Origin of the sequence: Algoriphagus sp. (assembly GCF_013373065.1) — a bacterium.
In the GTDB taxonomy this organism is placed as follows: domain Bacteria; phylum Bacteroidota; class Bacteroidia; order Cytophagales; family Cyclobacteriaceae; genus Algoriphagus.
This window is the reverse complement of the sequence record NZ_JABXIN010000020.1, coordinates 15,402-38,004: the sequence shown is the minus strand read 5'-3', so window position 1 is coordinate 38,004 and position 22,603 is coordinate 15,402. Positions and strand designations below refer to the sequence as shown.

Sequence of the window (22,603 nt, the reverse complement as noted above, 5' to 3'; positions counted from 1 at the left end):
CTAAACCAACTATTATTTAACTACCACAATGATTTCAAAAATAATACAATTCTTTTCAAATCAAAATACAAAATAAAAATTTGTTAAGATTTATTTAATCCTTAGGAAACGTACTGCGCTTGAATGCAATTCCCAAAGCAAGGCCTTGACTAAATTGGATTTTTTCGTCCTGATCAATATCATAGATACTCAAACTTGTCAAAGAAACCTGAATCAGGTCTGAAACCTTCGCAGTCAAAGCCACATCCAGACGATGATCAATAGTTTTAAAAGAGAAGGTTTCATAATTGGCAAACAACTGATGTCGAATCAGTAAGCTAACATTTTCGGAGAGTTTTTTATTCCACTCCAAAAGTGAACTGAAGGCCAACCACTCAGACCGCACCTTATCCCCAATTGGAACTCCATAGTTTTCCGGAACTGTAAGGTAAAGTTCTGTATCGGTTACAAAGGTGAAACGTGGAGAAAATGGCGAAAGTCGCAACATAAACTCATCGTTGGGTTTGTATTCCAACCCCCATGCTGATGTCAAATATGCTGGGTTTGCAAACTTAGAAATCAAGGTTCGATTCCCATCAGAAAAATCATAACCCGGAGCAAATTGTGACAAAAAGTTCAGGGAAGTAAAAACATTCCAATGTTTGCCAATATTATACCCAACTTTTGAATCGAGGAAGATTCGATCATTGGACTTTCGAGCATCTTCATCTTGATTCTTCACTACACCATAGATCATATCTAAGGTATTATCCCAGGTCCACTTGTCTTTGGCATAATTAGCCCGACCATTCAAATACATACCAAGAGCGATCGAATTCACACCCCCTCCGGTCCAGTTGCTACTAAATGATCCCTGGTTGAAATTCAATCCACCTCCAATTTCCTTCAACCAAAATGTTGTATCTTTCTCTGCCTCCTGAGAAAAGCTAAGACCTGAAACCAAGCAGGAAATTAAAATTGCTGTAAATCTTTTCATAAAATACATTCTAAAAGAAAATTAATTGATGCGATAAAAATATGGAAAAGGATACTGAAAATGAGCTAATTGTTAGGGATTTTTTGGCAAGACAACGTACAACCCTTGCCAATGACCGCACCTTGCTTTCTTATATTCGGACTTCTCTTTATTTCTTGGTCAGTGGAACTGCCCTATTTCAGGTAAAAGGATTAGATCAAATCCGAAATTTTGGATACCTCGCCTTTGTCCTGAGTATAATCTTTTTAGTGGTGGGAATCATCAATTTCTTTAAAGTCAAAAAACGTCTTCAAAAAGGGCATTATACCAAAATGTAAAACAAAAGCCACACCTTGAAAGTGTGGCTTATTTATTCGCTATCGTTGGGATTTCAAGCGCTTGGAATCAATTGGACCTCCATTACTTTTTCAGGGTCTAAATTGAAAAACTCCTTGTGAACATTGAATACAGGTTCATCCCCTACCGGATGTTTAGCGAGATAGGTGCCGTCCTCCTGCATCACATAGGAGTTGAAGTTATCTTTTAAATTATAGGAAAGAATATTCATCAATTGCTTTTCCAAAAGAGGCGCTTCCACTTTAAACAAACTTTCCAAACGCTTATCAAAACTACGAACCATCATATCCGCACTACCGGCATAAGTTCGAGTATCCCCATTATTGTGGAAATGGTAAATCCTAGAATGCTCCAAGAAATCTCCGACTATGGAAATCACTTCAATATTTTCACTGAGACCTTTTCGTCCCGGTCGTAAGCAGCAAATACCACGAATAATCAATTTGATGGTCACTCCCGACTGGGATGCACGATAAAGAGCGTAGATCGTCTCTGAATCCTCCAGAGAGTTTACTTTAATAAAAATACCTGCAGGAAGTCCATTTCTGGCATTTTCCGCTTCTTGTTCGATATATTCAATCAGCTGATTACGCATATCCCGTGGAGCTGTAATCAAATTCTGATAGGTTGTCGGCATGGAATGCCCAGTAATTACATTGAAAAATTCGGACACATCGTTTGCCAAAATTTCATTGGTCGTTAATAAACCAATATCTGTATAAAGACGGGCCGTGTCTTCATTGTAATTTCCTGAACCCAAATGAACATAGCGTGTGATTTCGCTTCCGTCTTTCTTCACGATCAACAATAGCTTTGTATGGGTCTTCAAGTGAGTTATTCCATAAATCACAAAGCAACCTGCCTTTTGAAGCTTTTTGGCCTCTCGGATATTATTCTCTTCGTCAAACCGAGCCTTTACCTCAAAAAGTACAGAAACGTGTTTTCCATTTTCTGCGGCTTTCAATAAGGCCTTGGTGATTCGGCTTTCCTTCGCCAATCGATAAATGGTCATTTTGATAGCCATGACGCCGGGATCTTCTGCTGCATGTTCTATCAAATCCAAAATCGAATCAATGTTATTATATGGATGATGCAACAGGATATCTTTTTCCTTCAACACATCAAAAATTTCCACTCGACCTTCATCTTGGTAGGAAAGCGGTTTCACTGGATCCGGCATTTGAGGAAGTCGATCTCGAAAACGCTTATTTCCTACAATTTGCCAAAGCCCCGTAAAATCGATCATGCTTTTTCGTTGAACATGGAATACAGAATCGGATTTCAATTTCCATCGTTCAAGTAGGGAATTAAGCATCCACTTGCTGTAACCCTCCTCTATCTCAATTCGAACCACACGCCCTGTTTTACGCTCCATGAGCTTTCGCTTCACTTCTTCCAGGAAATTTGCGTCCATATCTTCAGTCTCTTCCAAGGTAAAATCCCCATTACGTGTTATTCGGAAAAGACTGATTGATTGTATATCCACATTTCTGAAAAGGGAAACGATATGCTCTCGAATAACCTCTTCTATGGGCACCAACATCAGAGAGTTGGATCGCTCAACTTCAAAAAACCGAGGTATATTGGCTGGAATCTGTACAAAAGAAAGCTTTCGCATATCTTTTCGCTCACCCGGACTCGTAGTAACCACTCCAAAAATGAGCAGCTTATTCATCAAAATCGGGAAAGTTCGATAGCCATCATAGACCATCGGAGTCAGCATAGGGTAAATAGCTCTTTCGAAATATTCCTTTACCTTTTTCTGCTCAGCTTCGGTCAGTTTGGAAATATTACAAAGGGTAATTCCCTCTTCTGGAAGCTTCGGTAAAATATTGTCTGTAAAGTGCGTATGCTGCGCCTCGTGGAATTTCTGACACTCTTCCATCAAGGTGGATTTGAAAGGCTCCTCACGAAGACCAGAATAATCTACTCGCTCCTTTTCGTAATCCAGGTAATTATACAAAGAGCCTACCCGAATCATAAAAAACTCATCCAAGTTGGATGCGGTGATCGCCAGAAACTTGAGCTTTTCAAAAAGCGAGCGATGCTCTTTTTTTGATTGATCCAAAACCCGCTCATTAAATTTCAACCAACTCAAATCACGGCTTATCAGGTCACTTTGCTGAATGACTGATTCAAATCGTTCTCTTACTCCTTGTTTCATAGCCTAAATTCTATTTGCTAAAAATAGCCTTTTTAAGAAAACTTTACGGTTAGATTTTTTTGATTAAAAAAAGGGCTTAAAAGCCCTTTTTGATTCCTTAGGTATCAATTTTGGCGTATTTGGCATTGCGCTCGATGAATTCCCTTCGTGGTGCAACCTCATCCCCCATTAACATACTGAAAAGGTGGTCTGCTTCGGCAGCCGACTCAATGGTCACTTGTTTAATGGTACGGGCATTCGGATCCATGGTTGTTGTCCAAAGCTGCTCTGGGTTCATCTCTCCAAGACCCTTGTATCGCTGAATATTTACACTATCCTCTTTCCCGTCTTTCGCCATCTCAGACACCAATTGCTTTCGCTCCTCTTCTGTCCAACAATAGCGCTCATCCTTTCCACGCTTCAATAAATAAAGTGGCGGAAGTGCAATGTAAACATAGCCCCGCTCGATCAGCGCTCGCATGTATCTAAAGAATAGGGTCAAAATCAAGGTTCGAATATGGGAACCATCAATATCGGCATCGGTCATTATGATAATTTTATGATATCGCAAACCCGAAAGATCTAACTCCTTGTCATCGTTAGCGGTACCAAACTTCACTCCCAAAGCAGTTAGAATATTTTTGATCTCGTCGTTATCATAAATTTTATGTTCATGAGCTTTCTCCACATTAAGGATTTTACCTTTCAAAGGAAGAATTGCTTGGAAATCCCGATCACGACCTTGTTTTGCAGATCCACCTGCAGAGTCACCCTCCACAAGGTACAATTCACAAACCGCTGGATCACTATTGGCGCAGTCAGCAAGCTTACCGGGAAGACCTCCTCCTCCCAATACATTCTTCCGCTGAACCATTTCCCGTGCCTTTCGAGCTGCATGTCTTGCTTGTGCTGCTAGAATTACCTTTCCTACAATGGTTTTTGCCTCTTTCGGATGCTCTTCCAACCAAAACTGAAGTGTTTCAGAAACAGCGGAATCCACAGCACCTACTACATCAGAGTTACCTAATTTTGTTTTGGTTTGACCTTCAAATTGAGGTTCAGCGACCTTCACAGAAATCACGGCTGTCAAGCCTTCCCGGAAATCATCCCCTGAAACTTCAATTTTCAACTTGTCCAGCATACCGGACTTATCAGCATATGACTTTAAGGTTCGCGTTAAAGCTCTTCTAAAACCCGTAACGTGGGTACCTCCCTCGTAGGTATTAATGGTATTCACATAAGAAACCACATTTTCGGTGTAGGAACTATTGTAGCTCATCGCTACCTGAACAGGCACATCCTGATCCAAGGCTTCGATGTAAATCGGTTCCTCAATGATTTTCTCCCGGGTTTCATCCAGATACTGTACAAATTCAACCAGTCCACCTTCTGAATAGAACTCATCAGATTTAGCAGAGCCGTCTTCTTCAATTTCTCGAAGGTCTTTCAAAAAGATTCGAATACCGGCATTTAGGTAAGCCATTTCCCGAAGACGGTTGGCAATCGTCTCGTACTTAAACTCTGTAACTGTAAAAATGGAGGCATCCGGTTTAAAGTGAATCGTCGTTCCCCGTCTTTCAGTCTTGCCAACTTCTCTTGCCGGATATTGAGGTACCCCGATTCTAAACTCTTGTTCTGTAATGACGCCATTCCGATAAACTGTAGCCTTCAGGTCAGTAGAAAGAGCATTCACACAAGAAACCCCAACACCGTGAAGACCTCCGGAAACTTTGTAGGTATCTTTATCAAATTTACCCCCAGCATGCAATACAGTAAGTACAACTTCTAAAGCAGACCGCTTTTCTTTCGGGTGCATATCTGTAGGAATACCCCGACCATTATCTTCAACGGTTATGGAATTATCTTCATGCACAGTCACATGAATCGTATCACAGTGCCCAGCCAAGGCTTCATCGATAGAGTTATCGACAACTTCCCAAATCAGGTGATGGAGGCCTTTGATACCCACATCCCCGATGTACATGGCGGGTCTTTTTCGTACAGCTTCTAATCCTTCTAAAATCTGGATATTCCCGGCACCGTACTCAGCCGGCTTTTTCGAATTTTCGTCGCTCATATTTCTTAGAAAAAACCCTTTTAAAGGTCCTCAGTCGGTGTTTTTTAAATTTTCAAATGATTGGGCAAGATAAGCAAAAAATGTGAGTTGACCGCGGAAAACAGAAAGCTAAAAGCGGGGTTTTCAGCTTTTTTTAATGTTTTTTTAATTCAAAAAAAATCAATTCTTGTCCTTCTTGATTTTAGGACCTGAATCTATTCTAAGTAGACTATACTTCTCTTAATATTGACCTGTACTCAACATCACCAAATTACAAGCAAAAAGAACTTCTATTCCCTCTTTTTTTGCACGGTTCGCAAAATCCATATTTTCCGTTCCAGGATTAAAAATAATTCGCTTTGGATGAAGACTGAGCAGGTATTCGATCCACTCTTCCTGATGTTGTGGACCAATGTACAAGGTGATGGTATGAATCTCTTCTAATTTTGGTCGAGTTCGAAGATCCAAAATTTCTTTTCCAAATACCTCTCCTTTTTTGATCCCAATGGGTATGAAAGGAATTTGGCGCTCCTCAAACATTCGAGCCGCCAAATAAGCATAGCGGGAAGGATTTGTAGTTGCGCCTACAATCAGTGTCAAATGTTTTTCAGACATCTCTTGATCCAAAAACACGGTCCCGATCAAAGGTATCCATATGCCGATGCTTTTTTGACTCGTAGATATCATCCAAGGTGATCAAAATCCCAGTTTCTTCTACTTCTCCAAATTCATCATTCAAGGCCGTACCAAAAGTCATCATGGTTGGCGAAAGATTCATGTAGGTATTGATCAAAGGAGGTATGTTTTCTCCATAAGCTCTGATTCTGGAATTCAGCAACTTATATCCTTCTTTATAATCTAATTTTTCAAAAGGATTGGGACCGTTTCCAACGGCTGTTTCATAGGTCAAATTGAGTTCAGCTTTAGGCTGTACCAGGTTCCGTCGATCCGGAAAATAATGATTCATAAAAACCAATAACAAATCCCGAGCTTCCCGGTGATAATGTGGATACATGGTTACTTTCCCAAACAGATATTTCACATCGGGATTTAATAAGACAACAGCACCCAAGCCATCCCATAAATTATCCAAACTGAAAATCCCTTTTCGATTGTCGAAACTGGGCTGGTATTTTGGCTGGACAAAAGACCTTCCTAATTCAATGGTTTTTGGTAAAAAGTTCTGAACAAACTCAGGTGAAAATTCAAAAAGATGAACGGTCGAAAGATTTATCTCCCCTTCCACGTCAATGGCGTTTTTGCAGTGAATTAAGCGATATCCCGCTACGATCTCTTCATCTTCAGGATTCCAGGTTATCAACTGCTCATAGCAATTTGGACTAGTATCATTTTCATCCAAATCCATACTCAAACCGGTTCCCCCTCCTGCAGCCCGAAAAGTCAATTCCCGTAATCTTCCCACTTCTCGGACCACGTTCGGAGAATTATGATAATTAACCAGGTACACGAGGTTGTTCCCGTTGTTTGTATAGCGAAGAAAACGTTCAGGCGTCAATTCAGACTTTAAAAGTTCCCGATCTACCGTGGGTATAATCGCTTCTTCCTTATCCATTTTTAGATCCGATTTCATACACCTTACCTTTCAAATATTCTGCCCATTTGAGCTCTGACTTCTCTGGGGTCAACTGGGACGGATTGATTACTTCGCCCAATTGGATTTTAACCTGTTGGCCACGCTGCTTATACATCTCATCGGCCAAATAAAACATCTCTAAATTAGCCTTTATCCCCAGTTTTTTACGCCAATTGGCCAAATTGTAAAAGAAATTTGAATTTCTTCCCCCTATGAAACAAAGGATGATATCCTTTTTATATTTCTTGGCTTTGGTAATAAAACTTTTTCTCCAAGTCAAATCTCGAATACCTAGATTGGATTTTCTGGAGACTAATCCTGCTGGAAAAATAATGACTACATAATCCCCTGAATACGCTTCTTCAATTTTTTGAATAGTTTCCATGGAATTGCGTCCATGTTTGTTCACCGGAACAAAAAGCGGATCAAAATTATCGAAGGTCATCAGGAGATCATTGACCAAAAAACGAATATCTGGCCTGATTTTTCCAATGGCATGCATCAAGGCAATCCCGTCCATTCCACCCAAAGGATGATTCGCTGCGATAATTACCCCTCCTTTTTCCGGGATTTTTTCAGCACCGACCAACTGGACATCTAACTCAAATTCATGAACCAAAGCATCCACAAAGTCCAAACCCTTCAAATGTCCAATCCGCTCCATGATGGAATTCATCCAAGATTCATGCGTTACATTTTTGATGTAAGACAGCACAAAACCGGGCATCCATTTCAACAACTTTGGATTCTTGGAATGAATTGCTTTTTCTACATCAATCAGTTTTTTAGACATGGATCAAATTGAAGCGTATAAGCATGGATTCTTGAAAAACATGAAGTGGAAAAATACAATTTCTGTATCAAAATCCCTGCATACAAAACAGAATAATCCCTGTTTTCTGATTCATCTTACTGAAAACCAAAGCCATATTTTTTACATTTCTTTCCAGTTTGGATGAAAGGGAACCCATTTCTAAACTCGGAAAAGGGGATTTCCACCATTTTCGACTCCAACTCCCCTAAATCCCTTATTTTTGGGCTTAGAAAAATTGAAAATGAAAGAAAGCATTTTGTCTTTGGCTCCGGGCCCGTGGAAGGATTATGAATTAATTGACACGGGAGGTTTTGAAAAACTAGAGCGATTCGGTGATTTCATAATCAGTAGACCCGAACCTCAGGCAATCTGGGACAAATCCCTTCCTGAATCGGAATGGAGAAAAAAAGCCCATGCTCATTTTGCGAAAGAAAAGAACAATCCTGAAAAGGGTCGTTGGGAGCAACTCAAAAAAATGCCCCATAATTGGCAGATTACTTATAAGAATACAGAAGGGCTACACCTTAATCTGAATCTTGCCCAAACCTCTTTCAAACACATCGGTTTATTCCCTGAGCAGGCTGTTAACTGGGATTACATCTACCAGACCATTCGAGCATTCCCTCATTCCAACCCAAAAGTTTTAAATCTTTTTGCCTACACAGGAGCAGCTTCTGTGGCAGCACGAGCTGCCGGAGCAGACGTCACGCACTTGGATTCTGTGAAACAAGTCGTGACTTGGTCCAGGCATAATATGGAGGCCTCCGGCTTAGACGGTATCCGGTGGATCGTAGATGATGCTATGAAATTCATCAAACGTGAAGCCCGCAGAGGAAACACCTATCAGGGAATCATATTGGATCCTCCAGCTTATGGGCGAGGTCCTGACGGAGAAAAGTGGGTTTTGGAAGAGCAGATCAATGAGCTTTTGAAAGTCTGTGCAGAAATTCTGGATCCCAAAGCACATTTTCTTTTATTAAATATGTATTCCCTGAGCTTTTCTTCTTTAATCGCAGTCAATTTAATTCAATCGAATTTCAAGAACATTCAACATGCCGAGCATGGGGAGTTGTACTTAGAGGATTCTTTTCATAAAAAACTTCCTTTGGGAATCTTTTACCGCTTTCGGAGTTTTTAAAGCATGAACAACCGACAACTTTTCCTTTCACATTTGGCTCAAACCACTGATTTTCCACTTTTGATTGAAGTGGAAAAAGCAGAGGGAATCTATCTCTATGGCCCAAATGGAGAAAAATATATGGATTTGATTTCCGGAATCGGGGTCAGCAATGTTGGCCATCGGCATCCGAAAGTTTTGGAAGCAATTCATAATCAACTGGATCATTACCTACACCTGATGGTTTATGGGGAATACGTTCAAAGCCCCCAAACCCGTCTCGCTAAAGCCTTATGCGATACGCTACCTGAAAAATTGGACAATGTCTATTTGGTGAATAGTGGATCCGAAGCCATTGAAGGCGCATTGAAACTTGCCAAGAGATACACTGGAAGGGCTGAAATCATTTCCTGCGTCAATGCCTATCATGGAAGCTCACAGGGAGCCTTGAGTATAGGAGGAAATGAAATTTTCAAACGCGCTTATCGTCCTTTGGTCCCGGGAGTCAGTCATATTGTCTATGGGTCTTTTTCAGATTTGGAAAAAATCAATGAAAAGACTGCCGCAGTAGTCATCGAAACCATTCAGGGAGAAGCTGGAATTCGGGTAGCTTGCAAGGAATATTTTCAAGCTTTGCGTAAAAAGTGCGATGAAACAGGGACAATTTTAATCTTGGATGAGATCCAAGCTGGATTTGGAAGAACCGGTAAATTTTGGGCTTTTGAGCATTTTGAAATTATTCCGGATGTGGTGGTTTGTGCCAAAGGAATGGGAGGCGGAATGCCCATTGGAGCTTTTATTGCCAATAAGGAGTTGATGGGTGTTTTCAAAAACAATCCCCTATTGGGTCATATCACCACCTTTGGAGGTCATCCTGTGAGTGCAGCTGCCTCATTGGCAACCATTCAAATTCTACAGGAGGAGAAACTTATTGATCAAGTTGAGGAAAAAGCAAATCTCTTTCGAGAGCTTTTGGTTCATCCCAAAATCAAAGCCATCCGAAACAAAGGGTTAATGATGGCTGTGGAATTTGAATCTTTTGATATTCTAAAGCCGATTATTGACCGAGCGATTGAATTGGGAGTCATAACAGATTGGTTCCTTTTCTGTGATGATTCCATGCGAATTGCTCCACCCTTAATTATTTCTAAGGATGAAATCCGCACAGCTTGTAAGCTTATTTTTAAAGCTATAGAAGACTGCAGCTAAGCCTTCACCTAATGAGGGCAATTTCATAACCCACTAAAAGCAAAAAAATAATAGCTGAATAATCATCATTTTTTGTAAACTAGACTTTATTTAATACCTAAAATTCTATGAAAAAACTTGGTGTCTTTGTGGGTCTGCTGATTTTTCTGCTAGTCCTGGGAATTTTGACTTTTGTGCTTGTTCATTCTCCCCAATACAAGGGAGACATTTCAATCAGTGGTCTTTCCGAAGAAACCACTGTATATTTTGACGAGTACGGGGTTCCCCATATTTATGCAGCAAATAAAGCCGATGCTTATCGAGCCTTAGGTTACCTACATGCGCAAGACAGAATCTTCCAGTTGGAAATGATGCGAAGAGTGGGGTCTGGAACTTTGGCGGAATTTCTAGGTCCGGACGTACTCGAAATTGATCAATTTTTTAGAACCTTAGGGATTCCAGAACATGCGATGACCTCAACGGACTATTGGAATGCACAACCTGACTCCCCTTGGAAAAGTGCTACCGAAGCCTACATCGATGGCGTCAATGAGTTTATCCGTGAAGGCAAGCTACCCATGGAATACACCCTTTTGGGAGAAAAGCCTAGGGAATTCACCATCAATGACATTCATGCCATTACGGGCTATATGTCCTTCACATTTGCCATGGCTCTAAAAACAGATCCTTTGGTGACACTGATGCAGCGAAAATTAGAGCCTGAATACCTGGAAGCGTTATCCATTCAAACCTTACCCGAACATCATTTTATCCCGAATTTTTATCCGGATACGCTATCAAATGGAAGTTTGGTAAGTCTTTTGGAAAAATTACCAATCCCTTTATTGGAAGGATCCAATGGATGGGTGATTTCGGGAAGTAAAACCAAAAGCGGGAAAGTCATTTTCGCCAATGATACACATATAGGTTTCTCATCCCCCTCTGTTTGGTATGAGGCGCACTTAGAATATCCGGGATATAGTTTTTATGGAAATCACCTTGCTGGAGTTCCTTTTGCCCTAGTTGGACATAGCAAACATCACAGTGTAGGCCTCACCATGTTTGAAAATGATGATCAGGACTTTTTTGAAGTGCAATTGAATCCCAATAATCCTGAGGAGTACCGGTTTGGTGAGGAATTTCTACGCTTTACTGTAAGAAATGAGCAAATAGCCGTAAAAGGTCAGCCTCCAGTGGAATTTGAGATCCGAGAAACCATCCATGGGCCAGTCATGAATCCAGTTGTTCCGGAAATTGCTTCTCTAAGTTCCAATCCAGTGAGCAGTTGGTGGGTATATACCCTAGAACCCACCAAAGCCCTAGAAGCAATGTATAAGATAAATCATGCACAGACCATTCAGGATGTGGCGGATGCAGCTGCTTTAATTCATGCACCGGGATTGAACATTATGTATGGTGATAGCTTAGGGAATATTGCCTGGTGGGCTGCTGCCAAGTTGCCAATACGGTCTGAAAAGGTTCATTCCAAAGAGTTTGCAAATGGTTCGGACCCTGAAACGCTTCCTCAAGGTTGGTATCCTTTCAGTACCAATCCCATGAGCATCAACCCTCCATCGGGATTCGTTGCCTCGGCAAATAATCAGCCCGATACGCTTCGAAATGGGATATTCTTCCCCGGTTACTATTATCCTGGAGAACGTTGGCAGCGGATAGCAGATGCCATCAACTCAAGAAATGACTGGACCATTCAAGAAATGAAGTCTGTGCAATTGGAAGTGGTCAATTCAGATCATCCCCAAATAGCGAAAATCATGTTGGAGCAAATCCCAGATTTTGATTTTGAAGGGAAGGAACAAGTAAAAACCTTACTGGAAAACTGGGATGGGAATCACGACCTGTACTCCTCCACCCCTACCATTTATTACAAATGGCTTTATCATACCCTCCGACTTGCGATGGAGGATGAGCTGGGAAAGGATGCTTTTGAAAATTACTTGGGCACTTTCATGATGATCCGATCTAACTTAACTTTTGTTAGAAATTTGGAAAATCCCTGGTGGGACAATATCAACACCCCTGAAAAAGAGAGTTTTGCTGATATTTTCTCTGAAAGTCTAAAAATTACCCTTGAGGAACTTGAGGCTCAACTTGGAGAAAACATCAATTCCTGGGATTGGGAAAGAGTGGTAGTGGCAGAACATCCTCATCCATTGGGTAGTCAGAAACCTTTGGACAAAATCTTCAATGTTAAAACGGATCCTATTCCTGCCAATGATGAGTCCATCAACAAATTGGCATTTAAGCTCAACGGTGAGGGGATTTACAAAGTAACTTCTGGTCCTGCTATGAGAATCCTTATTGACTTTATGGACGTAAGCCGTTCTCTTTCTGTGCTCCCTACCGGTCAAAGTGGAAACCGCTTTAGCAAACATTATAGCGATCAAGCTTCACTTTACGCAACTGGAAAATACCGCTACCAACTCATGGATAAGAATGAAATTCTAGAAAGTTCTGACGAGCCTTTGATTTTGAAGCCTCGATAAACTTCTTAATCCAGTTTCGGTTATTCAAATAGAAAAATGAAAAAGAAAGAAAAAAAAGTATATCCAGTTCAATTTTCTGAAGAGGAATTGAGAAATAAATTGGACTCAGCTTCTTACCATGTCTTGATTGAAAAAGGCACCGAGCGCCCTTTCACGGGAGAATATTATTTAAATCATGATACCGGTATTTACGAGTGCAAAGTTTGTGGTAATGAAATTTTCCACTCCTCAAAAAAATACGACAGTGGTTGTGGTTGGCCTAGCTTTACTGAACCCATTCGGCCGGAAGCTATAGATGTTCAGATGGATTATTCCCACTTCATGATCCGGGAGGAGATTTTATGTGGTAAATGCGGTTCTCATTTGGGCCATCGATTCCCTGACGGTCCAAAGGACCAGGGAGGAATCCGATATTGTATCAATTCAGTAAGTATGGATTTTAAAGGAGAATAAAAGCTATCTTTTATCCATATATAAGCTGTACCAAAAAGGCAATCACCCCAACACTCAAGCCCGCCATAAATACAATATAGGCATAGCTTAGCAGGCGATATTTTTGATTCAACACCATGCTTTGGTAGTAGAGGGAAGTAGACATTTGCTCCAAAATTTCATCTTTGGAGTCCATCGCATTTTTGATGCTTTGAATGTAGTCATCCTTGGTAAAATGGGTCACAGAACCAAAAAATATCAAAGAACGGTTTTCATTAGATTGGTTATCTGACTTGCCTACAATCTTCGGCTTGGCAGCCTGAACCGCCAAAACAGTGGAAATCAAGCACATCAAAACAAAAAGGATAATCGGGACCAACATTGTAAAATCCTGCATATCCAACTGGCGAGAAACTGAACCGTAACCCACCAAGGCCACCATAGAAGAAATTACCAACGCATTGATGCTGATAATGATATTTGCTTTGTTATCTGCAATCTTCAATAGCTGGGAATTATTATTAAAAGTTACCCGAAAAAATGTCTGTCTTTCCCGGCTGGTTTTATCCTTGAGCTTGGTTGTAATATTTTTCTCTTCCATGGAGAGTGGCTTTGTCTCCTGAAAATAAGAAAAATCAGGCAGGCAAAAACAATTATTCCATAATCTCTTTTTTTGATAGTGGATAGAAAATAAAAACCTTTAAAATCAAAAATTCTCCTTATAGCATTAGGAGCTATCAATTCTCCTGAAATAATCCTATTTTCTACAAAAAATTTTGTGATATGAAAAAACTGAACAAAGAAGACATCCCACAGGAGGTATTTGATCTTTATGATTATTACGCCCATAATCAATTAGATCGTCGCACCTTTATGGAAAAGCTTTCTGCCTATGCGGTGGGAGGAATTACACTAACGACGCTGATGAGTACCATGATGCCGGACTACATAAGTACAGCGACCGTTCAACCGGATGATGATCGAATGCAAAGTTCAGATTATGTATTCTACAATTCTCCAAATGGAGGGGGTGAAATCAGAGGACTCCTCTCAAAACCTTCAGGAAGTGGAAAATTCCCTGGAATTGTAGTGGTACACGAAAACCGCGGATTGAATCCATACATTGAAGATGTAGGACGAAGATGTGCCGTAGCGGGCTTTATTTCCATTGCCCCGGATGCCTTATGGCCATTGGGAGGATATCCCGGAAATGATGATGAAGGGCGGGAAATGCAACGAAAGCGAAGCCGGGATGAAATGTTAGAAGACTTTATTGCCGCCTATAATTACCTAAAAAACCATCCTGATTGCAACGGACATGTGGGTGTCGTTGGTTTTTGTTTTGGAGGATGGATCTCCAACATGATGGCTGTTCGAATCCCTGATTTAGGAGCCTCAGTTCCTTTCTATGGAGGTCAGCCTACAGCAGAAGAAGCTGCTCAAATCAAGGCTCCATTGATGATCCAATATGCAAGTTTGGATGAACGGGTGAATGCCGGATGGCCTGCGTATGAAGAAGCCCTAAAGGCCAATAACGTGGAATATGTCATGCATATGTATGAAGGGGTCAATCATGGATTCCATAACAATACTACTCCTCGCTACGACGAAAAAGCAGCAAATCTGGCATGGGAACGGACCATTGCTTTTTTCAAAGAGAAATTGAAATAAAACCCAAATACCACAAGAGGGCTCCTGCCCTCTTTATTTTTAGTTAATTACACATTATGCTTGAAAACAAATTCAACATTGCTGTCCTCATCGACGGGGATAATGCACAACCTAAATTACTTCAGGAAATTCTAGAAGAGGTCTCCAAATATGGAAAGGCAACGATCCGGAGGATTTATGGAGATTGGACCACTCCCCAAATGAATGGATGGAAGGATCCTATCAACCTTCATTCCTTTAATCCTATGCAGAAATTTTCCTACACAACAGGAAAAAACTCAACAGACAGTTCCCTGATTATAGACGCGATGGATATTCTTCACAGTGGATCAGTAGATGGTTTTTGCATCGTTTCCTCCGACTCCGATTACACCGGATTAGCCAAACGAATTCGTGAAGAAGGATTATTCGTGATGGGAATTGGTCGAAGAGTTACCCCAAAGGCCTTCGTCCAATCTTGTGAAATTTTCACCTTTGCCGAAAACTTGGGAGAAGAACTGGAAGAGGAAGAAGATAAATCAGTTGCTACGAAACAAGATAAGTCCAGTTCTAGCCGCTCCCATTCCTCCCCCCATGAAGGTTCAAAACGGAAGAAAAAATATCCAAAGTTGGATCTGCATTTAATTGACAAAGCTTTTGAAATTTCTTCCGAAGAGGAAGAAGAAATCCACATTGCTAAGATCGGATCATCTTTGAGAAAGATAGACCCCAGTTTTGACCCTCGCTCTTATGGCTTTCGGAATTTGACAGAACTTTTCAAAAGCTTGGATAAGTATGTGGTGGTTCGAAATGAGGTGAATGGATTGAATTACCCATTGGTTAAATTGAAATAAAAAAAAGATGGAAAACCATAAAGAAACGGTTTTCCATCTTTGATTTTATTCGTACGACAAGGATTGAATTAATCCAAAAGATCAATGGTCAAGGTTTCACCTTCTTTGGTAACCTTAGCCACTCCTTTTTTGGTCAATCCTTTGATCGAAACATCCCACTTTTTATTACTTAAACCTGCCTCATTTTTAATGTCCAGCAAATTGGCCGGGTGATTTTTACTGATCAAATCAAATACAAGCTTCTCTTCCTCGGTCAATTCAACCGCTTTTTTCTCTGGGCGCATTTGCGGGAAGAATAGAACTTCCTGGATGGTCGAGTTATTGGTCAATAGCATAGTCAATCGGTCAATTCCGATTCCCAAACCAGATGTAGGAGGCATACCATATTCCAAAGCTCTTAAGAAATCCTCATCCATCGCCATGGCCTCATCATCCCCTCTTGCTGCCAATTTAAGTTGGTCCTCAAAACGTTCCCGCTGATCAATTGGATCATTCAACTCGGAGTAAGCATTTGCAATTTCCTTTCCATTGACGAAAAGCTCAAATCGCTCAACCAACCCTTCTTCCGTGCGGTGCTTTTTGGCCAAAGGCGTCATTTCAATAGGATAATCAATAATATAGGTCGGCTGGATCAAATGAGCTTCTACTTTGGCTCCAAAAATCTCATCAATCAATTTGCCCTTACCCATGGAATCATCCACTTCAATAGCCAATTTTTTGCAGACCTCTCGAAGTCCAGCTTCATCTAGTTGGCTCACATCCACTCCTGCATATTCCTTGATGGAATCATACATGGTGAGACGGCGATATGGACCAGCGAAATCAATCACATGTTCACCCACTTTTACTTGGGTAGTTCCATGAATGCGTTCCGTTACCTTCTCCAACAATTCCTCCACCATTTCCATCATCCAGATGTAGTCTTTGTATGCTACGTAGATTTCCATAGAGGTGAATTCCGGATTGTGGGTGCGGTCCATTCCTTCGTTTCGGAACATTTTCCCAAACTCATATACTCCATCAAACCCACCTACAATCAAACGCTTTAGATACAATTCATTGGCAATTCGAAGGAAAAGCGGCATATCCAAGGTATTGTGATGCGTCTGAAACGGACGGGCCGCCGCACCGCCATGAACTGCCTGAAGAATCGGAGTTTCTACTTCCAACCATCCATGATCATCAAAATAGCGTCTCATGGAAGAAATAATGTTGGATCTCGTGATAAAGGTCTTTTTTACCTCGGGATTCACTGTCAAGTCCACATAACGCTGACGGTAGCGCAATTCAGGATCTGTAAATCCATCGTAAACATTCCCTTCTTCATCTCGCTTCACAACAGGTAAAGGTTTTACTGCCTTAGATAGAACCTTTAATTCGGTCACATGAAGGGAAATCTCTCCCGTTTGGGTCGTAAAAATGTATCCCTTGACGCCGATGAAATCGCCTATCCCCAAAAGTTTTTTGAAAACAGCATTGTAAAGCGTCTTGTCCTCTCCGGGACAGATATCATCACGGCGAACATAGATTTGAAGTCTTCCGGTAGAATCCTGAATTTCCGCAAATGAAGCTGAACCCATGATTCGACGACTCATCAAGCGACCCGCTATGGAAATATTCTTGTAATCGTTTTTACGATTTTCATAATTCTGATGAATATCCTTTGCAGTCACATTGATGGGAAAAGAGGCTGCCGGATAGGGATTTACTCCCAATCGCATCAACTCTTCCCGGTCTTTTCTGCGTTCAAGTTCTTGTTCGCTCAATACTTGCATTTTATCTATCTAATTATTTACTAATCAATAACTTAATTTTTTTAATTTACTACCTAAAGCAAACTGATTACTTCAAATTCTTTCTTCGCTGCATTTCCCGTTTCACCAGTTCAAACTCTCGGCTGCTTTGTCCGGCAATGGAAGTGTTTTCAGCAGCACGTCGAGTTAAATAAGGCATCACCTTCTCCACAGGCCCATAGGGAACATACTTTACAACTTGGTAACCTGCTTTTGCCAAATTGAAAGAAATGTTGTCACTCATACCGTATAACTGAGAGAAGAAAACACGCTCGTCTTTTGGCTCTAAACCAAACTCTTCCATCAATTCGGTGAGTTCCAGATTACTTTTTTCATTGTGAGAGGCGCAAACCAAATGAATGCCATTCTCAACGCAAAAGCGAATAGCTGCGTCATAATCCCTGTCTGTTGCCTCCTTATTCGGCTGAATCGGATCTTGGTAGCCCATTTCTTCAGCTCGCTCCCGCTCCTTTTCCATATAGGCTCCTCGTACCGGTTTGGCGCCCAAGAGATACCCCTTTTGCTTTGCGTTTTCGAAATCCCGCTTTAATCTTCCTAGGGAATCATGACGATACATTTGGTAAGTATTGTACACCACACAACGCTCCCTATTGTATTTTTCCATGGCCTCATATGCCAAATTATCGATGACATCCTGAAACCAAGACTCTTCAGCATCCACCAAAATTTTCAAGCCTAAGTCATGGGCAGTCTTACACAAACGATCCACCCGAGCCTTTATTCTCTCAAAAGCCGCTTGCTCTTCAGAATTCAATTTCTCGCCCGCTTGGATTTTTTCCATAATATGAAAATCCCCCAAACCTGTGGTCTTGAACACTCCAAAAGGCATATAATCCTTTTCTGCGGAATGAACCATGGTTTGGTAGATTTCTTCAGTGGTCTGATCAAAACTCTCCTCTGTACCCTTTCCTTCCACTGAAAGGTCCAAAATGGATTGAACACCATATTTCGCCAATTCATGACAAGCATGAATGGATTCCTCAATCGTCTCTCCACCACAAAAATGACCAAACATGGTCTTTTTCATGATCCCATTGATTGGGAGTTTGAGTTTGAATGCCAAATTCGCCAAGCCTATCCCCAAGTCAGAGATCAGATTGTTGTTCAAGGTGGCGAAAATCAAATACATTTTTCGAAGCTCTGCATCCGATTTGGAAGCAAAGGCTACCTCAAGATTTTCAAAAGATATTTTGGGTTTCACGGCCATCAAGCGCAAATTAAGTCGCAAAGATATCAAAAAAACAGGTTCTACTTCTATTTTGTTGGGAATAATGGAAAGCACAAATTGCTTTACCTTTGTCCCAAATTTGAAAAGAAAACAAAGGTTCTTTTCCAAGGTTTAAAACCTCATAAACCCAAATCGATTTGAAAGCGATTTTCAATAAAAACTCCCATCAGAAACCCCTGATTATTGCAGGCCCTTGCAGTATAGAAACTCCCTCTCAATTAGAAGAAACGGTGGGGAAATTAGTCGAAGAAGGAATCTTCATTATTCGAGGCGGGGTATGGAAACCGCGAACCAGGCCAGGAAGCTTTGAAGGCTTAGGAGCCATTGCCCTACCTTGGATTCAGGAACTAAAGGAGAAATACCCGATTCAATTCGCCGTTGAAGTAGCTTCCGCCCAACATGTTGAAGAAGCCTTAAATGCCGGAATTGACATTTTCTGGGTAGGCGCTCGATCCACAGTAAACCCTTTTACTGTACAGGAAATTGCAGAAAGCCTCAAAGGAGTAGACATTCCGTTGATGGTAAAAAACCCTGTAAATCCTGATCTAAGCCTTTGGATTGGAGCTGTAGAACGATTCCTGAAAGCTGGGATTACTGATTTGGCAGTCGTTCACCGTGGATTCAGCAATTTCCGTGATACGCTTCACCGCAATTCTCCCTTGTGGCAAATCCCCATTGAATTTCGGACGCATTTTCCGGATTTGATGATGATCAATGACCCCAGCCATATCTCCGGAAAGCGAAATTTGGTTCCTATCATCGCTCAAAAAGCATTGGACTTGAATTTTGATGGTTTGATGATCGAGTCCCATATCCACCCAGAACAGGCTTGGACGGATGCAGCCCAACAACTAACACCACAAGATTTGGGAATCCTTCTTCAGCATTTGAAAACAAGGAAAGTTCACTTTGAAGGGTCTGAAGCCTTAAATCAACTGGACGACATTCGACAACAAATCGATCAAGCAGACCATGATTTATTAGAGGCAATTCACCGTCGAATGGAACTGGTAGACAAAATCGGAGAATACAAAAAGCTGAACAATGTAGCTGTCCTCCAATTAGAACGATGGCAAGAGATTCTCCAAACCCGACCTGAATGGGCCCAGCAATTGGGAATTAATAAAGAAGTCATCGTTGAAATCTTCAGCTTGCTTCATCAGGAATCCATACGAAAACAAACGGAAATTCTGGATAGAGATTAGAACAGGTATGCATGCATGCATACCTGTCTTTCAATCAATCGGTTTTGAATACAATTATTAATTGAATGATTCAGGATTCAAGAAGCTATTCTCCTTTCTTTCATTTTTTGAAAAAAAATATTTTAGAATAAAATTTTGACTAATAATAAATTAACGAAATATAAGTCTGTTTTCTCTATTTGATTTTTTTGATTTTAAAATTTTTAAAAAGAAACCAGTCCTTTTTTGTCAATTTCTCAATCTTTTGTAAAAAAAATAATTTTGCATTTAAAAAACATGCACTTACATTTACAGCATGTTAATCACAGCCGCGATTTATTTTACCTTCTTTTACTTTTACTTTCGAAGCCAACATCGAATCGGAGCAGTGTATTGTCCAGTCAAAAATTAAAAGAACATAAACAACACCAAAGCCCGATTCGAAAGAGTCGGGCTTTTTTATTTAAACGCTCAGCCGTATGAAAACACACAAACAAATCAAAGATTGGGGATTAAACTTGACTACCCCTTTGATCATTGCAGGTCCTTGCTCAGCAGAAAGTCCAGAGCAAATTGAGAAAATCTGTTTGGATATGAAGGAAGCGAATGCCGTTCCTCAAATTTTCCGAGCAGGTATCTGGAAACCACGGACAAGACCTGGGTCTTTTGAAGGAATTGGAGAAGATGGCTTGAAATGGATGGAAATCGTCCGCCATCATTTAAATATTCCCATTACGGTTGAAGTAGGAAATGCTGCGCATGCAGAATTAGCCCTTAAACATGGTGTGGATGTGATTTGGGTTGGGGCTCGAACAACCGTGAATCCATTTGCTGTTCAGGAAATCGCCGAAGCGCTGAGAGGTTCGGATGTACCTGTGATGGTAAAAAACCCAATGAATCCCGATTTAGATCTTTGGATTGGGGCTTTGGAACGGATGCATGCTGTCGGCTTAGACAAATTGGCTGCCATTCACCGAGGCTTCTCGGATGCGTATGATAAGCGATTCCGTAACAAACCTAACTGGTCCATGCCTATTCACCTAAAGCGTGTTTGGACCGGAATGGAAGTAATCAATGACCCATCTCATATCGTAGGTCGCCGCGATGGAATTTTAGAAGTATCTCAACGTGCCATCAACTTTGGTTTGGACGGCTTGATGATTGAAACACACCATGATCCGGATAATGCCTGGTCCGATGCCAAGCAGCAAGTGACCCCAAAAGCATTACGGGAAATCCTCAATGCAATCGACTTCAAGGAGCCTTTGGAAAATATGAGGCCTGATGAGCGATTGCAAGATCTTCGCAGAGCAGTCGATCATTTGGATGATCAATTGTTGGATATTTTGCAAGAGCGTTTTGCAGTAATCGACCAAATCGGGGAACACAAGCGGGAGCATCACTTGACTGTATTTCAATCTGATCGTTGGAAAGATGTAATGGAAAGTCGTACTCAAAAAGGAATGGCAAAAAATCTAAGTGAGAAGTTCATGAAAGAACTGCTTTATTCCATTCACGAAGAATCCGTCAAGCGTCAAGAAAAGCAATTGCGGGAAGCAGATGCGATCAAAAAAGCCTAATTAATTCAGCTGAATCAAATTCAAAAAGGGAGGACTCTTCCTCCCTTTTTTGATTTCTTTTACCTTTGATCAAAAAATAAATTCTGTGAATCCGGTTATCCATACTGACCAGCTCGTTGAAACGCTCCAGCAGCAATTAGAAAGCCTTTCCTTTTCGTCACTTTTTGTCCTGACGGATGAAAACACCCAGGAAAAGTGCTTTCCATTGATCGGGCAGGCCCTTCCAAAAGGATTCCATCATTTTACGGTCCCGGCAGGTGAAACCCATAAAAACTTGGATACCTGTTCGAAAATCTGGTCGGAAATGACCAAATCCGGATTGGATCGGCAAGCCCTGATGCTCAATTTGGGAGGAGGAGTCATCGGAGATATGGGTGGTTTTTGTGCCAGCATTTACAAGCGAGGAATCCGATTTGTCAACTTGCCTACTACCCTATTATCTCAAGTGGATGCCAGTGTAGGCGGTAAATTGGGGGTTGATTTTGAAGGGCTTAAAAACCACTTGGGGGTATTCAATGAACCTGAATGGGTTTTAATTGCACCGGAATTTCTAAAGACTCTTCCCAATCGCGAACTTCGATCCGGTTTTGCCGAAATCATTAAGCATGGTTTGATACAGGATGCAGACTATTTTAACCAGCTTTCCTTCGAAAAATGGCAGGAAAATAACTGGAGCGTCCTGATCAAGAAGTCTGTAGAAATTAAGAAAGAGGTGGTACAAGCAGATCCAAAAGAGGCCGGACTTCGAAAAATCCTGAATTTTGGCCACACCATCGGACATGCTTTTGAAACATATTTTCTGGATACCAGCAAACACCTCCTTCATGGAGAAGCCATTGCCGCTGGGATGATTTGTGAAGGCTGGCTTTCTTTGAAAAAATGTGGTTTGAGTTCAAACGATCTAGACAAACTAACCCAAGCCTTCCTTCAGGTATACGGAAAAATTAAGATTCAGAAAGAAGATATAGACCCGATCATTCATTTGTGTTTTCAGGATAAAAAGAATGTTGGGCAAACCCTACTCCTCTCCTTACTCAATGAAATTGGCCACTGCCAATTTAATATCGCTGTGAAGCCTGAAGAAATCCACGCAGCTATCCAATTTTACCAATCACTTTAATGCTTTTTATTTC

19 protein-coding genes are annotated in these 22,603 nt (G+C 41.0%); 10 read left to right on the top strand and 9 right to left on the bottom strand.

The features are described 5' to 3' along the window. Positions 1–94 precede the first annotated feature (94 nt). Positions 95–976 (bottom strand): DUF3078 domain-containing protein, encoded by an 882-nt coding sequence (locus HWE15_RS13355; RefSeq protein ID WP_290508043.1) that lies wholly within the window; start codon positions 974–976, stop codon positions 95–97. A gap of 41 nt (positions 977–1,017) precedes the next feature. Between HWE15_RS13355 and HWE15_RS13350 the strand changes: the two genes are divergently transcribed. Further along, entirely contained in the window at positions 1,018–1,293 is a 276-nt protein-coding gene (locus tag HWE15_RS13350) for a DUF202 domain-containing protein (RefSeq protein ID WP_290508042.1), read from the top strand. Between the two features lie 53 nt (positions 1,294–1,346). On the opposite strand, the gene ppk1 is transcribed toward HWE15_RS13350, so the two are convergent. The 5 genes from ppk1 to HWE15_RS13325 all read right to left on the bottom strand — a co-directional run bounded on the left by ppk1 (position 1,347) and on the right by HWE15_RS13325 (position 7,898). Next, entirely contained in the window at positions 1,347–3,476 is a 2,130-nt protein-coding gene (ppk1, locus tag HWE15_RS13345) for a polyphosphate kinase 1 (protein WP_290508041.1), read from the bottom strand. Positions 3,477–3,573: 97 nt separating this feature from the next. After that, positions 3,574–5,532 (bottom strand): DNA topoisomerase (ATP-hydrolyzing) subunit B, encoded by a 1,959-nt coding sequence (gene gyrB / locus HWE15_RS13340; RefSeq protein WP_290508040.1) that lies wholly within the window; start codon positions 5,530–5,532, stop codon positions 3,574–3,576. Between the two features lie 219 nt (positions 5,533–5,751). Beyond that, positions 5,752–6,126: a CoA-binding protein gene (locus HWE15_RS13335; protein ID WP_290508039.1), complete on the bottom strand. Its 375-nt coding sequence runs from the start codon at positions 6,124–6,126 to the stop codon at positions 5,752–5,754. Further along, complete coding sequence (locus HWE15_RS13330) at positions 6,119–7,102, bottom strand: GNAT family N-acetyltransferase (RefSeq protein WP_290508038.1); 984 nt, start codon at positions 7,100–7,102, stop codon at positions 6,119–6,121. Before HWE15_RS13330 ends, HWE15_RS13335 begins: the two co-directional genes overlap by 8 nt. After that, positions 7,077–7,898, bottom strand: a complete 822-nt coding sequence (locus HWE15_RS13325; protein ID WP_290508037.1) for a 1-acyl-sn-glycerol-3-phosphate acyltransferase — start codon at positions 7,896–7,898, stop codon at positions 7,077–7,079. Before HWE15_RS13325 ends, HWE15_RS13330 begins: the two co-directional genes overlap by 26 nt. Before the next feature lie 262 nt (positions 7,899–8,160). On the opposite strand from HWE15_RS13325, the gene HWE15_RS13320 reads away from it, so the two are divergent. The 4 genes from HWE15_RS13320 to msrB all read left to right on the top strand — a co-directional run bounded on the left by HWE15_RS13320 (position 8,161) and on the right by msrB (position 13,181). Beyond that, the gene (locus HWE15_RS13320; RefSeq protein ID WP_290508036.1) at positions 8,161–9,057 is read left to right on the top strand and encodes a class I SAM-dependent methyltransferase; all 897 of its coding nucleotides are present in this window, start codon (positions 8,161–8,163) and stop codon (positions 9,055–9,057) included. Between the two features lie 3 nt (positions 9,058–9,060). Beyond that, a complete protein-coding gene (locus HWE15_RS13315; protein WP_290508035.1) occupies positions 9,061–10,245 on the top strand; it encodes an aspartate aminotransferase family protein in 1,185 nt (394 codons plus the stop codon). A 107-nt stretch (positions 10,246–10,352) separates the two neighbouring features. Then, positions 10,353–12,728: a penicillin acylase family protein gene (locus HWE15_RS13310; protein WP_290508034.1), complete on the top strand. Its 2,376-nt coding sequence runs from the start codon at positions 10,353–10,355 to the stop codon at positions 12,726–12,728. A gap of 36 nt (positions 12,729–12,764) precedes the next feature. Further along, complete coding sequence (gene msrB, locus HWE15_RS13305; RefSeq protein WP_290508033.1) at positions 12,765–13,181, top strand: peptide-methionine (R)-S-oxide reductase MsrB; 417 nt, start codon at positions 12,765–12,767, stop codon at positions 13,179–13,181. A gap of 10 nt (positions 13,182–13,191) precedes the next feature. On the opposite strand, the gene HWE15_RS13300 is transcribed toward msrB, so the two are convergent. Continuing rightward, positions 13,192–13,761, bottom strand: coding sequence for a Pycsar system effector family protein (locus HWE15_RS13300; protein WP_290508032.1), 570 nt, complete (start codon positions 13,759–13,761; stop codon positions 13,192–13,194). 182 nt (positions 13,762–13,943) lie between these two features. Here HWE15_RS13300 and HWE15_RS13295 point away from each other — a divergent pair, with 182 nt between their 5' ends. Beyond that, positions 13,944–14,831: a dienelactone hydrolase family protein gene (locus HWE15_RS13295; RefSeq protein WP_290508031.1), complete on the top strand. Its 888-nt coding sequence runs from the start codon at positions 13,944–13,946 to the stop codon at positions 14,829–14,831. A gap of 56 nt (positions 14,832–14,887) precedes the next feature. Continuing rightward, positions 14,888–15,664: an NYN domain-containing protein gene (locus tag HWE15_RS13290; protein ID WP_290508030.1), complete on the top strand. Its 777-nt coding sequence runs from the start codon at positions 14,888–14,890 to the stop codon at positions 15,662–15,664. Positions 15,665–15,732: 68 nt separating this feature from the next. Here the strand turns inward: HWE15_RS13290 and lysS are convergent, their stop codons facing one another. Beyond that, a complete protein-coding gene (gene lysS, locus HWE15_RS13285) occupies positions 15,733–17,439 on the bottom strand; it encodes a lysine--tRNA ligase (protein WP_290508029.1) in 1,707 nt (568 codons plus the stop codon). Between the two features lie 67 nt (positions 17,440–17,506). Then, positions 17,507–18,685 carry a proline dehydrogenase family protein gene (locus HWE15_RS13280; RefSeq protein WP_290508086.1) on the bottom strand — a complete coding sequence of 393 codons (1,179 nt, stop codon included), beginning with the start codon at positions 18,683–18,685 and terminating at the stop codon, positions 17,507–17,509. Positions 18,686–18,843: 158 nt separating this feature from the next. On the opposite strand from HWE15_RS13280, the gene HWE15_RS13275 reads away from it, so the two are divergent. From HWE15_RS13275 to aroB, 3 genes are all read left to right on the top strand, one after another. Further along, on the top strand, positions 18,844–19,911 hold the full coding sequence (locus HWE15_RS13275) for a chorismate mutase (RefSeq protein WP_367203990.1): 1,068 nt from the start codon (positions 18,844–18,846) through the stop codon (positions 19,909–19,911). A gap of 458 nt (positions 19,912–20,369) precedes the next feature. Then, the gene (locus HWE15_RS13270; RefSeq protein ID WP_290508028.1) at positions 20,370–21,470 is read left to right on the top strand and encodes a chorismate mutase; all 1,101 of its coding nucleotides are present in this window, start codon (positions 20,370–20,372) and stop codon (positions 21,468–21,470) included. Positions 21,471–21,555: 85 nt separating this feature from the next. After that, on the top strand, positions 21,556–22,590 hold the full coding sequence (gene aroB / locus HWE15_RS13265) for a 3-dehydroquinate synthase (RefSeq protein WP_290508027.1): 1,035 nt from the start codon (positions 21,556–21,558) through the stop codon (positions 22,588–22,590). The last annotated feature ends 13 nt before the right edge of the window (positions 22,591–22,603 follow it).